At 69.9% G+C, this 12,403-nt stretch carries 10 protein-coding genes; 7 read left to right on the forward strand and 3 right to left on the reverse strand.

Going from position 1 to position 12,403, the window contains the following annotated elements:
* Positions 1–57 precede the first annotated feature (57 nt).
* The 4 genes from K6U06_RS22390 (at position 58) to K6U06_RS22405 (ending at position 6,135) form a co-directional block, all read left to right on the forward strand.
* On the forward strand, positions 58–780 hold the full coding sequence (locus tag K6U06_RS22390) for a GNAT family N-acetyltransferase (RefSeq protein ID WP_262324206.1): 723 nt from the start codon (positions 58–60) through the stop codon (positions 778–780).
* Positions 777–3,101 carry a DUF6049 family protein gene (locus K6U06_RS22395; protein ID WP_262324207.1) on the forward strand — a complete coding sequence of 775 codons (2,325 nt, stop codon included), beginning with the start codon at positions 777–779 and terminating at the stop codon, positions 3,099–3,101. Before K6U06_RS22390 ends, K6U06_RS22395 begins: the two co-directional genes overlap by 4 nt.
* Before the next feature lie 183 nt (positions 3,102–3,284).
* Entirely contained in the window at positions 3,285–4,127 is an 843-nt protein-coding gene (locus tag K6U06_RS22400) for a DegV family protein (protein WP_262324208.1), read from the forward strand.
* A gap of 64 nt (positions 4,128–4,191) precedes the next feature.
* The gene (locus tag K6U06_RS22405; RefSeq protein ID WP_262324209.1) at positions 4,192–6,135 is read left to right on the forward strand and encodes a protein kinase domain-containing protein; all 1,944 of its coding nucleotides are present in this window, start codon (positions 4,192–4,194) and stop codon (positions 6,133–6,135) included.
* Here the strand turns inward: K6U06_RS22405 and K6U06_RS22410 are convergent.
* Positions 6,128–6,475 (reverse strand): hypothetical protein, encoded by a 348-nt coding sequence (locus tag K6U06_RS22410; protein WP_262324210.1) that lies wholly within the window; start codon positions 6,473–6,475, stop codon positions 6,128–6,130. The genes K6U06_RS22405 and K6U06_RS22410 overlap by 8 nt on opposite strands.
* A gap of 61 nt (positions 6,476–6,536) precedes the next feature.
* Between K6U06_RS22410 and K6U06_RS22415 the strand changes: the two genes are divergently transcribed.
* The 3 genes from K6U06_RS22415 to trxA all read left to right on the forward strand — a co-directional run bounded on the left by K6U06_RS22415 (position 6,537) and on the right by trxA (position 8,292).
* Entirely contained in the window at positions 6,537–6,860 is a 324-nt protein-coding gene (locus tag K6U06_RS22415) for a hypothetical protein (protein ID WP_262324211.1), read from the forward strand.
* 10 nt (positions 6,861–6,870) lie between these two features.
* The gene (gene trxB / locus K6U06_RS22420; protein WP_262324212.1) at positions 6,871–7,872 is read left to right on the forward strand and encodes a thioredoxin-disulfide reductase; all 1,002 of its coding nucleotides are present in this window, start codon (positions 6,871–6,873) and stop codon (positions 7,870–7,872) included.
* A gap of 93 nt (positions 7,873–7,965) precedes the next feature.
* Positions 7,966–8,292 carry a thioredoxin gene (trxA, locus tag K6U06_RS22425; RefSeq protein ID WP_262324213.1) on the forward strand — a complete coding sequence of 109 codons (327 nt, stop codon included), beginning with the start codon at positions 7,966–7,968 and terminating at the stop codon, positions 8,290–8,292.
* Between the two features lie 242 nt (positions 8,293–8,534).
* On the opposite strand, the gene K6U06_RS22430 is transcribed toward trxA, so the two are convergent.
* Together K6U06_RS22430 and K6U06_RS22435 are read right to left on the reverse strand one after the other, a co-directional pair.
* A complete protein-coding gene (locus K6U06_RS22430) occupies positions 8,535–9,443 on the reverse strand; it encodes a ParB/RepB/Spo0J family partition protein (protein WP_262324214.1) in 909 nt (302 codons plus the stop codon).
* Positions 9,418–10,335: an AAA family ATPase gene (locus tag K6U06_RS22435; protein ID WP_316044744.1), complete on the reverse strand. Its 918-nt coding sequence runs from the start codon at positions 10,333–10,335 to the stop codon at positions 9,418–9,420. Before K6U06_RS22435 ends, K6U06_RS22430 begins: the two co-directional genes overlap by 26 nt.
* Between the last annotated feature and the right edge of the window lie 2,068 nt (positions 10,336–12,403).

Here is a 12,403-nt window from a genome sequence, read left to right on the forward strand (position 1 = left end):
CTACCGTTGTGGTCGCCGTGAGCTTCAGGACGCCAGCCCCCCTCGCGGGGGTGTGAGTTGAGCGCGCCGTCGACCGACGTGCTTCGATGGGGCCGCGAACGGGCCAGGGCCGGCAGCTGGCGGGGTGACCGCAGCATCGCCTTCCTTTCTCCACTTCCTGAAGCGCCGCTGCCTTCAGCGGAGTTCCTCCGGCGCTGCCTCGACACGCTCGCACAGCGGGGTTTCACCAGGGTCGTGACCGGGGCGCTGTCGCCGATCGAGCAGACCGGGTTCCTCGCAGCCGGGTTCGGGGTCGAGGAGCACCTCCATCTCCTCGGCTTGGACCTCCGCGCCGCGCTGGATCCGGTGCCGCCGGGGCTGCGCCTGGTGCGCCCGATGCACCGCCGCCGGGCGCAGGTGCTGCGGGTCGACGGCGCGGCGTTCCCGCCGTTTTGGCGCTTCGACGGGCCGGGCCTGGCCGAGGCGATCGCCGCCACCCCCCACACCCGTTTCCGGGCCGCGATCGATCCCGCCGACGGCCAGGTGGCCGGCTACGCGATCTGCGGTCGGGCCGGACGCCGAGGGTTCGTGCAGCGGCTCGCGGTGGACCCTTCCCGGCAGCGCCACGGCACCGGCCGCCGGCTGCTTCTCGACGGCTTGCACTGGATGCGCCGGCACGGGGTGGACAAGGCCGTCGTCAACACCCAGATGGGCAACCACGCCGCCCTGACCCTCTACCGGGCCACCGGCTTCACCGACGAACCGGTGGGGCTCTCCGTCTTGTCGGCAGGCCTGTCGTGACGGGATCTCGGACTGCTCGGCTGGTCGCGGCGATCGGGTTCCTGGCCGCGGCGGTGGCCTTCCTCGCGTTTCCAGGCGGGCGGGCGTCGGCCGCGTCGCCGACGACTTCTGCCTCTGCGGCAACGCCGAGCATCGGGCTGGCTGCCCAGACACCCGTCGTCACCACCTCCGGGACGTTCCACGCCGACTTGAAGGTCACCGCCCCCGACCCGACGACCGACCGGGTCTACACGGCGGTGTACTCCCGCCTGACGTCGAGGTCGGACTTCGACCAGGCCGTCGGGGGGCACCCCCGCGGCTACCAGCAGTGGTACAACGTGTCCAAGCCGTTGGCGACGCTGACACCCGCCGCGGACGGGACCATCGGCGTCGACGTGCCCGTCAACCCCAAAAGCGGCGGGGGTTTCTATGCCCACGACGGTTCGGCCGTATACCCGGTCGCGTTCCAGGTCTACACCGGGTCGCTGGCGCCGATCGGCAAGCCGACGGTGACCTTCCTCGTCTTCTCATCCGGGCCGTCGTCGTCTTCTCCTCGCCTGGCGGTGTCGCTCACGGTCCCCGTAGGCGGCCCCGTCGATGCCGGCCCTACCCCCACCCGCCTGCCGGCGTCGGCCTCATCGGACCTGGCCTCCTTGGTCTCGGTCCTCCAGCAGCAAAGCACCGTTCCGGTCACCCTCGACGTCCAGCCGGAGGTGCTCGACCGGCTGGGCGCGGGTGACGCCACCGACCGAGCCACCCTCGCCTCGCTGGCCGCCAGCATCTCCGACGACCAGCTCCTGGCGTCGCCGTACTACCCGCTCAACCGGTCGGCTCTCTACGCCGCCGGCCTGTCGAGCGAGCTGCAGACCGAGTACCGCGCCGGTGCCGCCGCCCTGGCCAGCGGACTGCACCGCCAGCCCGACACCGCCGCGGCCGCGGTCCGCGGCCCGCTCGACGAGACCGGCTTCGCCGCGTTGCTGTCGACGGGCGTGTCCCGCATGGTCCTGCCCGACGCCGACATGAGCACGTTGTCGGCGCTGCAGCGTCAGATCACCTTCGCCAGCCCCACCACCCTCAACGCGGAGCGGGCCGGGACGGCGGCAGTGATGGCCGCCGACCCGGAGCTGTCCGGCTACCTGACACGGAGCAAGGACCCGGTCCTGGCCGGGGAGCAGCTCCTCGCCGGCCTGTCGCTGGTGCAGCTGGAGGCTCCGTCGGTGGCCCGGGCGGTCGCCCTCCTTCCCCCTGGCAGCGGTCCGGTCGACCCGGCGGTCCTGGGCACCGTCCTCGCCGGGTTGAAGGCCAACCCACTCCTCGCCCCGGTGACCGTCGACAACCTGTTCCGTACCGTCCCCGCCGCGTCGCCTCAGGTCACCCGGACCTTGGTGGACACCCGCCCGCCTGTCCCCGAGCCGCTGGCCGGCTCGGTGCGCGCCGCGCGCGCCGCGGTCGCCGGCCTCGCGGGTATCGCCCCCAACCAGGCCAAGGTCATCGGCCCCGCGCAGCGCCAGCTGCTGTTCGCCACCTCGTCGGTCGTGGCGCCCGGGGCCCGCGCCGGCATCCTCGCCGGCGTGGAGACGGCGGTGAAGAAGGCCGAGGCGGGGATCTCGCTGCCTGGCAGCTCGTCGATCACCCTGACCGCCAGGACCGGCACGATCCCGCTGACCGTGCTGTCCAACCCGTCGCTGCGGGCCCGGGTGCAGCTGCGCATCGTGAGCCCCAAGCTGACCTTCAGGCCTTTCGGGACCTCGCTTGGGACGTGCACGGTCACCGACTCGACGACCGAGACCTGCCAGCTGACCCTCACCAGTGAGGCCACGACCCTTCGCATACCTGTGGAGACCCGCACCAGCGGCGTGTTCGCGATGCTCGTCACCCTGGCGTCGCCCGACGGCGGGGTGGTCCTGGCCTCGAACCGCGACACCGTCCGCTCGACGGCGTTCTCGGACGTGGGCGTGGTGCTGATCGTCGTCGCCGCGTTGGGTCTGATCGTCTGGTGGGTCCGCAACGCCCGCCACGGACGCCGGGCCCGTCAGCTGGTCGACCCGGCCGTCGGCGATCCGCTCGCCGGCTCCGAGCTCCAAGCTCCCCCGGCTCCCGAGACGCCGGCCGCCGGTCCCGGCCCGGTCGGCCCCGACCCGGCCCGACCAGCGTCCAATGGTCACTCGGTGGAGGCCGTTGCGCCCGAGCGCGCCAGCGACGCGCTCGGCGCTCCCGTCGGCGACCCGGTCACCCACTGGCTCGACGACGACCCGGTGATCTCCGAGTTCTTCTCGTCGCCGGCGCCCCGGTACGACGACCGGGCCAAGACCTCCCGTGGCGCAACGGAGCCAACGGCTTGAATGGTGCCAATGGTGCTAATGGTGCCCATGGTGCAAACGGTGGAGCAGAGGCGAACGGCGGCCACCACGTGTCACCATCCGGGCGGCGGCGGGGTCCGAACTCCTGAGCGGGAGTCGCTACTCGCGAGCGGGACTCGCTCGTAGTGTGGCCTCCCACCTACGCCCACAACCTCTAGGGGGAACATGCCCACCATCCGAGTGGTCACCGACAGTGCCTGCGACCTGCCCGACGATCTGCTCGCCGAGCTCGGCATCGGACTGGTACCGCTGCGGATCCGCTTCGGCACCGAGGAGCTGGTCGATCGAAGCGAGCTGAGCACCAAGGAGTTCTGGGCCCGGTTCGGCGCGTCGAAGGCGCTGCCGGAGACGTCTGCCCCCTCGCCTGGCATGTTTGCCGAGGCGTTCCGGGCCATGGCCGAGCAGGGCGCGGACGGCGTGGTGTGCGTCAACTTGTCGTCCAAGCTGTCCGCCACGATCGAGGCCGCCCGGCAAGCCGCCCGCTCCCTCGAGGGCGAGCTCCCGGTCCGCGTCGTCGACTCGCTGTCGGTGACCCTCGGCGAGGGACTGGTGGTGCAAGTCGCTGCGGAGGCCGCCGCCGCAGGGGACGACCTCGACGCAGTCGTGGCCAAGGCCGAGTCGGCGGTGGCGTCGATGAAGGTCTTCGGGGCCATCGACACCCTCGACGACTTGAAGCGGGGCGGACGCATCGGCGGGGCGCAGGCTTTGGTCGGCTCTCTGCTGTCGATCAAGCCGGTGATCGAGGTTCGCGGCGGCAAGGTCGAGGAAGAGTCCAAGCAGCGCACCCGCGGCCGCAGCCTCCGGTACCTGGCCGACAAGGTCAAGGCCGCCGGCCCCCTCGAGCGCCTCGCGGTGATGGGCGCCGACGCCAACGACATCGATCAGTTCCTGGCGATGCTGGAAGGTATCCAGCCCCAGGGCAGGCCGGTGTTGCAGGGAGACATCGGTCCGGTCATCGGCACCCACATCGGCCGCGGCGCCGTCGGGGTCGCCTACATCCCGGCCTGATCGTCCGCCGGATTCGTCCAGCCCGACCTCTGGCACGGCGGCGGCGGCGGTAGCCTGAGTCGTCGTGCCGGGTCCCGATGCCTCCGCACCGCTTGCGGTCGACCACACGCTCGGAGGCCGGTACCGGCTGATCGGGCCGATCGCCCGCGGCGGCATGGCGGAAGTGTGGGAGGGCTACGACGAGGTGCTCTCCCGTCCGGTCGCGGTCAAGGTTCTCCTCAGCCACTTGGCCACCGATCAGGTGGTGCGCGAGCGGTTCAGGAGAGAGGCGATCACCGCGGCGCGCCTCGCGCACCCCAACGTCGTGGCCACCTACGACACCGGCCTCGACGGTGGAGTGGCCTACATAGTCATGGAGCTGGTCCGGGGACAGACCCTCCGCCAGCTCCTTGCCGACCGGGGTCCCCTGCCGGTGCCGGTCGCGGTAGCGATCGCTGACCAGATCGCCGACGCATTGGTCCATGCCCATCGGGCCCACCTGGTGCACCGGGACATCAAGCCGGCCAACGTGCTCATCACCGACGATGAAGGTCCCCTGCCCCGGATCAAAGTCACCGACTTCGGGATCGCAAAGGCCGCCGAGGGCGTCGGTGTCGACCTGACCTCCACCGGCATGGTCCTCGGCACCCCCAAGTACCTGAGCCCCGAGCAGGTCGAGGGCCGGGAGCCCGATGCCAGGGCCGACCTCTATGCCCTCGGCGTGGTGCTCTTCGAGATGCTGGCCGGCGAGCCGCCCTTCAGCGCCCGCACCGAGATGGCCACCGCGCTCGCCCACCTTCGGGAGCAGGCGCCGCGGGTGTCCTCCAGGCGGGCCGGTGTTCCTGTTGGGCTGGATGGGATCGTGGCGACTCTCCTCGCCAAGGACCCGGCCGACCGGTTCGCCTCCGCCGCCGAACTGCGGCGGGCTCTTGGCGGTTCGATCCGGCCCGGCGACCCGAGCGGCCAGATACCGGCGCCGTCGCCCCTGCCCGGCGGCGCGCCGACGACGGTCTTCCCCTCCGGCCCGCCGTCGAGGACGACGCCTCGCCGGGGCACGCCTCCCGCGGGTTGGGCCCTCCCCAGCGTCGATCAGACCGGCGTCCATGGGGGCGCCTCCCACCCGCGCACGGGGTCCCACCCCGGTGCTCTCCCGTACCCCGGCGCCGTCCCGTTCCCCGGCGCCGGGCAGCCTCCGACGTCTATCGCCGGCGCGCTCGGGTCGCCGGCCACCAGCCGCTTCGCGACCCCGAACGGCTACCCCGCCCCGAACGGCTACCCCGCCGGCGGGCGTGACGGGGGCAACCCGACCACCCGCAACCCGACCACCCGCAACCCGACCACCCGCAACCCGACCGGCGGATACGGTCCTTCGCGCCCAGGGGCCGGCGCCACCAGGGCAGGCCGCAACGGCGCCACCGCCGGGCGCGATTACAAGCAGGGCAAGCAGCCGCCCCGCCGCCGGCGCCGGCGGGGTCCTGGGCTGGTGGTCGCAGCCTTGGTCGTCGCCGGAGCGGTGGTCGCCGCGGTGTTGCTGACCAGCTCCTCCCACGGGAACAACGCCGCTGACTCCCCCGGTACCGCAGGCAGCTCCGGTGCGTTCCCCCTGGCCTCCGCCAAGGTGTTCGTGCTCGAGGGTCACTCCCCTGACGATCCAGCCGGCGCGGCCAACGTGATAGACAACAACCCTGCGACGGTGTGGACCACCGACACCTACACCAACGCCCACTTCGGCAACCTGTATCCGGGGATCGGCCTGGCTGTGCGCCTGACCGCAACCCACACCCTCCACCGGATGGTCGTCACCTCACCCGCCGGCGGGTGGAGCGCGAAGACCTACGTCGCGTCGAGCTTCCCGGCCACGGCCACCGGCGTCGGAGTGTGGGGCGCCTCAACCGACTCCAAAACCGCCAGCGGCACCACCACGACCTTCTCTCTCGGCGGTCGCAGCGGCAGCTGGGTGCTCCTGTGGCTGACGTCGACCGGTGGGCCGCCCTACCGGGCCCAGATCGGGGACATCACCGTCAGCTAACGCCGGCAGTGTGCCGCCGCCTGAGGGCGGCGCCGACCGCCACCGGCCACACCAACGCGAGCGCGACGGCGATCGATCCCCCAGACGGCCACGGATCGAGGCCACGGCCCATCGACAGCCACACACCCCACGCCACGCCGCCGGATCCGGTCACGGCCGCGAACGGCCACAGCCACGCCGGGCGCCGGCCGGCGGCGAGGGCACAGGTCTCCGCCACCGCGAGTGGTACAACCAGCCCCGCAGCCCACGGCGTCACCCCGACGAACGCGTACTCGCCGAGGATCACCGCGGCCACGAACGCCACCGCTGCTGCGGCCACGATCGCCAGCGCCACCCTCACCGGCGTTACGGTACCCGCCCCCAGTGGCGCTCGTAGCGCGCCTTCCGCGTAGTCTCTACGCATGGCAGACCCCAAGGCGGCCCCGCCCACTCCGGACTGGACTGTCGAGATCGCCGACCGGATCGAGTCCGTGGTAGGCACCGTCCGGGACAAGACCACCGTCCCGATCACCAAGGTCGCGCGGATCGTGGTTTTCGGGATCTTGGCAGGCACCGCTGCGGTCGCAGCGCTGATCCTCCTGGTCATAGCCGCGGTGCGGCTCCACGTCTACCTTCCGTTCCACCCTGCCGGGCGGCAGGTCTGGGTGGTCGACGCGGTGATCGCTGCAATATTCCTGCTCGCTGGGATGTTCCTCTGGCGGAAGCGGATCCCCCAGCGACCGTAGGAGAACTCCAGTGAGCCAAGAATTGCGCGACGTCATCATCATCGGGTCCGGCCCCGCAGGCCTGACCGCAGCCATCTACACGGCGCGGGCCAACCTGGCGCCGCTCGTGATCGAGGGCTCACCGTCCTCCACCTCCGACCAGCCCGGCGGTCAGCTGATGCTCACCACCGAGGTGGAGAACTTCCCTGGGTTCATCGACGGCGTCATGGGCCCGGAGCTGATGGGCAACATGCGGTCCCAGGCCCAGCGCTTCGGCGCCGAGTTCCTCACCACCAAGGCCACCAGGGTGGACCTGGAATCCACCCCCAAGCGGGTGTGGGCACCGGATCCCTCGACCGGCGAGGAGATCGAATACGCCGCCCGTGCCGTCATCGTCTCCACCGGCGCCCGCTCTCTCATGCTCGGCCTGGAAGCGGAGCGACGCCTGCTCGGTCACGGGCTTTCCACCTGCGCCACCTGCGACGGATTCTTCTTCCGTAGTCACCACATCGCCGTTGTTGGCGGCGGGGACTCGGCTCTGGAGGAGGCCAACTTCCTGACCAAGTTCGGGGAGTCGGTAACGGTCATCCACCGCCGCTCAGAGCTGCGGGCGTCCAAGATCATGCAGGACCGGGCATTCAACAACCCGAAGATCTCCTTCCTCTGGGACACCGTGGTCGAAGACATCGTCGGTGACGGCAAGGTCGAGGGGCTGGACCTGCGCAACACCAAGACCGGTGAGACCTCCCGGCTCGACGTAACCGGCGTGTTCGTGGCCATCGGGCACGTGCCCAACACCGACCTGTTCGTCGGTCAGCTCGACATGGACGAAAACGGCTACCTGGTCACCACCCCCAACTCCTCGACCACCAACCTGGATGGGGTCTTCGCCTGCGGCGACGTGCAGGACCACGTCTACCGCCAGGCCATCACCGCCGCGGGCAGCGGCTGTATGGCCGCCATCGACGCCGAACGCTGGCTCGAGTCCATCGGCGCCGAAGACGGCCCCCTGGTCGAGAACTGGGCCGGCTGACCCTCCGGGAATCAGCCCGCAGGCTGTGGTGTTGTCATCACAGTCAGGCTCGGGAGCTTCCCGGGTCAATGAGTTCGGAGGAAGGCGAAGTCTGTGTCCCATAGCGAGCTGACGCTCACTGATGCCACGTTCGACGAGGAGATCAAGGGCGCATCCGCGCCCGTGCTGGTCGACTTCTGGGCGGAGTGGTGTGGTCCATGCAAGATGGTCGCCCCCATCCTCGATGAGATCGCGTCCGACAACGAGGGCAAGATCACCATCGGCAAGATCAACATCGACGAGAACCTCGAGCTGGCCCGGCGGTTCGACGTGATGAGCATTCCCACCATGATCCTGTTCAAGGATGGGGAACCCCAGGTCCGCATCGTCGGCGCGAAGCCGAAGGGTGCCCTGCTGCAGGAGCTACACCCTTACCTGTAAGCGCTTCTGAGCCCTGGCAACAGGGGACGAAACCAAGGCCGGGCCCGTTCGGGGCCCGGCCTTCGTCGTCTGTGGCGTACCAACCGGCGGTTGGGCGGTTTCGTTCGCTTCAGTAATCCACACCTTTGACCACAGGGTGTGGATGAACGTTCATAGCACCTAAAGCCTCGATGTTAAGTAAGACTTTAGTCCCGAATAGTGAGACGCAGTCAACGGGTATTGAGGCAATTGGGAGGTGTCGCTCACTGGGCGACAGAGGAGGACTCGGTCATGGCCCGATAGATGCGCTCGAGATCCTCGAGATCGGCGAACTCGATGAGCACCTTGCCTCGCTTGGCACCGATGTCGACCTTGACCCGGGTGGCGAGCAGGTCGGACAGCAGGCTCTCGAGCTCCAGAACGCCGGGAGGGCGCAACCGGCCGCCGGCCCCCCCGCCGCCTCTGGCATTTTCTCGGGGCACACCCCCCATCTCGTTGCCCAGCTCGTTGCGGTTACGGACCGCCTCTTCTACCGCCCGGACGGATAGCTGCTCGGCGGTCACGCGCCGGGCAAGCGCCTCTTGAAAAGCCCGGTCGGGGGTGCCGAGCAACGCTCGAGCGTGCCCGGCGGTCAGTTCGCCGTCCGCTACCAGCCGCTGAACCGCCGGCGGGAGCTGGAACAACCGGAGAGTGTTGGTGATCGCGGCCCGGCTCTTCCCCACCCTGGTGGAGAGCTGGTCGTGGGTCAGTCCGAAGTCCTCGATCAGCTGCTGGTACGCCGCGGCCTCCTCGAGCGGGTTCAGATCCGAGCGGTGGAGGTTCTCGACGAGGGCTTGCTCTACCGCGGCGACCCCGTCGACCTCCCGCACGATGACCGGGATGGTCAGCAGCCCGGCCCGCTTGGCTGCCCTCCAGCGGCGCTCACCGGCGATGAGCTCGAACACATCCTCCTCGCCTGAGGCTCTCACCAGCACCGGCTGCAGCACGCCGAGCTCGCGCACTGACGCGGTCAAGCCGGCGAGAGCCTCCTCGTCAAAGACGCTCCGCGGCTGGTGGGGGTTCGGCCTGATGGCACTGACCGGCACCTCCAGCAGCCGGGAGGCCCGATCGCCCTGAACCTCGTTGGGGATCAACGCCCCCAACCCTTTACCCAACCCGCTGCGCCGCGCCACCGCTTACCTCCTTGGCCAGCTCCCGGTAGGCGATAGCACCGCGGGAGGACGGATCGAACACGATGATCGGTTGACCGAACGACGGCGCCTCTGACAGGCGGACCGTTCTCGGAACCACGTTCCTGCACACCCGGTCGCCGAAGTGCTGGCGAACCTCGCCCACCACCTGTTCGGCGAGGCGGGTCCGGGCGTCGTACATGGTCAACACAATCGTGCTTACTTCCAGACGGGGATTGAGGTTGGTCTGCACCAGGTTGACGTTGCGCAGGAGCTGCCCAAGTCCTTCCAGCGCGTAGTACTCACACTGGATCGGTACCACGACCTCGCTGGCGGCGGCCAAGCCGTTCACAGTCAGTAGGCCGAGCGACGGCGGGCAATCGATGATGACGAAGTCGTAGTCATCCGCTACCGACTCGACGGCCCGTCGCAGCCGCAGCTCACGGCTGAACGCCGGTACCAGTTCGATCTCGGCGCCCGCCAGGTCGATGGTCGCCGGCACCACGAACAGGTTGCGCAGGGTCGTGGGCTCGATTACGTCCTCCATCGGGACGTCGTGGAGGATCACGTCGTACACCGACGCCTCGAGGTTCCGGGCATTGACCCCGAGGCCGGTCGAGGCGTTGCCTTGCGGATCGAGGTCTACAACCAGCACGCGGTAGCCGAGTTCGGCGAGCCCGGCTCCCAGGTTGACGGCGGTCGTGGTCTTACCCACGCCCCCCTTCTGGTTGGCGATCGCCATCACCCGAGGGAGTGGGTGACGGGCCCCGGGATGGCGAGGACGGCCCGTCGGCCCGATGCCGGCATCGGGGAGCCCGTCTGCCTGGGGGACCAACTCGGTGATCTCTGCCAGCTTCTGCCTGGTGGCGGCCCAGGTGGCCTCCTCGGGCGCCAAGGCTGCAGGCGGGGCCGGAGCCGGGGCTGCCACGGCGGTTGCCGGTGGGGACGCTGAGGAGGCTTCCGACGGTGTGGCTGGAGCGGGTGCCGGCGAGGGAGTGGACGCCGAGAAAGGCGAGGCCGGGGGCGGAGTGCTGCCCTCGGCAGGCTCGGCGGCTTGCGTGGCGTCGGTTCGCTCGGTCGCTTGGGGAGGCTCGGTAGGTCCGGTAGGTTCGGTGGGATCGGTAGGTTCGGTAGCCTGGGGAGAGTCGGCCGCTTGGGTGAGCCCGGCGGGCTGTGTGCGATCGGCGGGCTGTGCGGGCTCGGCGGGCTCGGAGATTTCGCCAGTCTCGACCGGTGTGGCTGCGGCGGCCTCCGCTGCCTCGGTGGCTTGGGTGGCTCCGGTCCTAGCTGCGGATCCGGCCTCGGCGATTCTGCCTGCCGGGTGGACGAGAGTTCCTCCCGGCGACATAGAAGGAAGAGGCTGCGGCGTCCCCGACGAATCGGGATCCCCCGCGGGCGCCCCCGTACTGGTAGGCGAGCCCCAACCAGTGAGCGGGAAGGCCGGAACTTCACCTTCCGCTGAGGTTCGCCCGGGTTCGGCGATGTCGACAGTAGCGGCGTTGGACTCTGCGGTGAACAGTTCGGACGGCTCGGCGGGTGCAGCTCCAGCGGCCATCGACCCGAGGTTGCCGACGTCTGGCCACCGGGGAGCTAGTCCCGCACTTCCGCCCGGCCCGTCAAGGGGCGGTCCTTGCACTGGAAGGGGCCGATCGCTCTCCGATTGTTCAACCGGCTCGCGGTCCGAGCCGAGCTCCCGGGGGCCCGTGTCGCTTGTCCCCTCCGCAGATGGGTCCGGCTGCCGGTCTTCCGGAGCGGCCAGGGCTGCATCAGACGCTGGTGCGGCGTGCCCGCCGGGGGCGGAGTCCCGCTTCTCGTCTCGCCGATCGTCAGCCTCATTACGAAGCTGGCGGAAGATGGAGGCAGCCCGGGCCCGAAGTTCGTCGGGGTCGGTCACCGCTGCATCTTTCTACCAACCCTCACCCAATGCAAGCATCACCGCCGCTAGGTTTCACGTGGAACAGCGTGCGGCGGTTCGTGCGAGCGGCTCGCGGCACCACCGGCTCATGAGATTTGCGCTACTCGGAGCCGCTCGACGACCCGAGCGGCCGTGTTGGCCAAGAAGCCCGCTGTGAGGGGTCAGAGCCGACGGGCGGGACGCCTCGCGGGCCGGCTGGGCTGCAGTCCTGGTTGCGGCCGCATCGGGGCGACCTAGGGCAGGCCCGTCGCCCGGCGGTAGGTCCGCCGGGGCGGCCTTGGCCCAAAGAAGCGTCGGAAGTCGGGAAGGATCGCGTCGCCTCCTGCCGCCGGACGCGTCCCTCCTCCTCCGTCGAACCCCGCTGCTTCTTCAGCCTGGGCGGCCCAAAGGCAACCGGCTGGTCGAAGGGCTTTGCGTTGCGGGGGGCTCAAATCTCTGACCGCTCGTTGGCCGCTTAGTTTCGGCGGCCAACCGTGAGGCCAGCGGCGGGGGTTTGGTCCCTGTGTGGTTCAGCCACGAGGCCAAGCGATCAATGTCGAGCTGCACTTGCAGGCCGAGCTCTGAGAGAGGATCCCGCCGGATCTATTGCCGTGGGTGCAGCAGAGCTGAGGGGGCCTGGCCGCGCTGACGCCTTTCGGGATGGTGCCGCGGCTCGAGGCGATTCCCCTAAGCGCGTGTTACGCCCGGCGAAACCCGCATCGACGCCCCCCGAGCCGTGTGGAAGAGACCGAGGCCACGGGGGCCCGCCTGGCCGGCCAAAGCTCGGGTAGGCGTCGCCGCTGCAAGGAAGGCGGCCTCAAGTGCCGGAGCCTTCCCAACCCAAAGTGCGCCCCGAATACGGACCCATGCTCGCCGGAAGTCCGCTAGCGGCCTTCGCCCTCCCTCGCTAGACCCCATACCGTGGGTGGCGCAACCAGTCAGCGCCGCTAGGACACTGTTGAACAACCCACGTTTTCCGGGTTCAGCGACTCGGGTTCACGAGCGAGGGGCATCCGGGTGTGACTGACCGACGAACCGGTCGTTGTGAGCGCCGTTTTGTGGGCGTGGT

The sequence above is a fragment of the Acidiferrimicrobium sp. IK genome (assembly GCF_025499425.1).
Classification (GTDB): Bacteria; Actinomycetota; Acidimicrobiia; order Acidimicrobiales; family Palsa-688; genus Acidiferrimicrobium.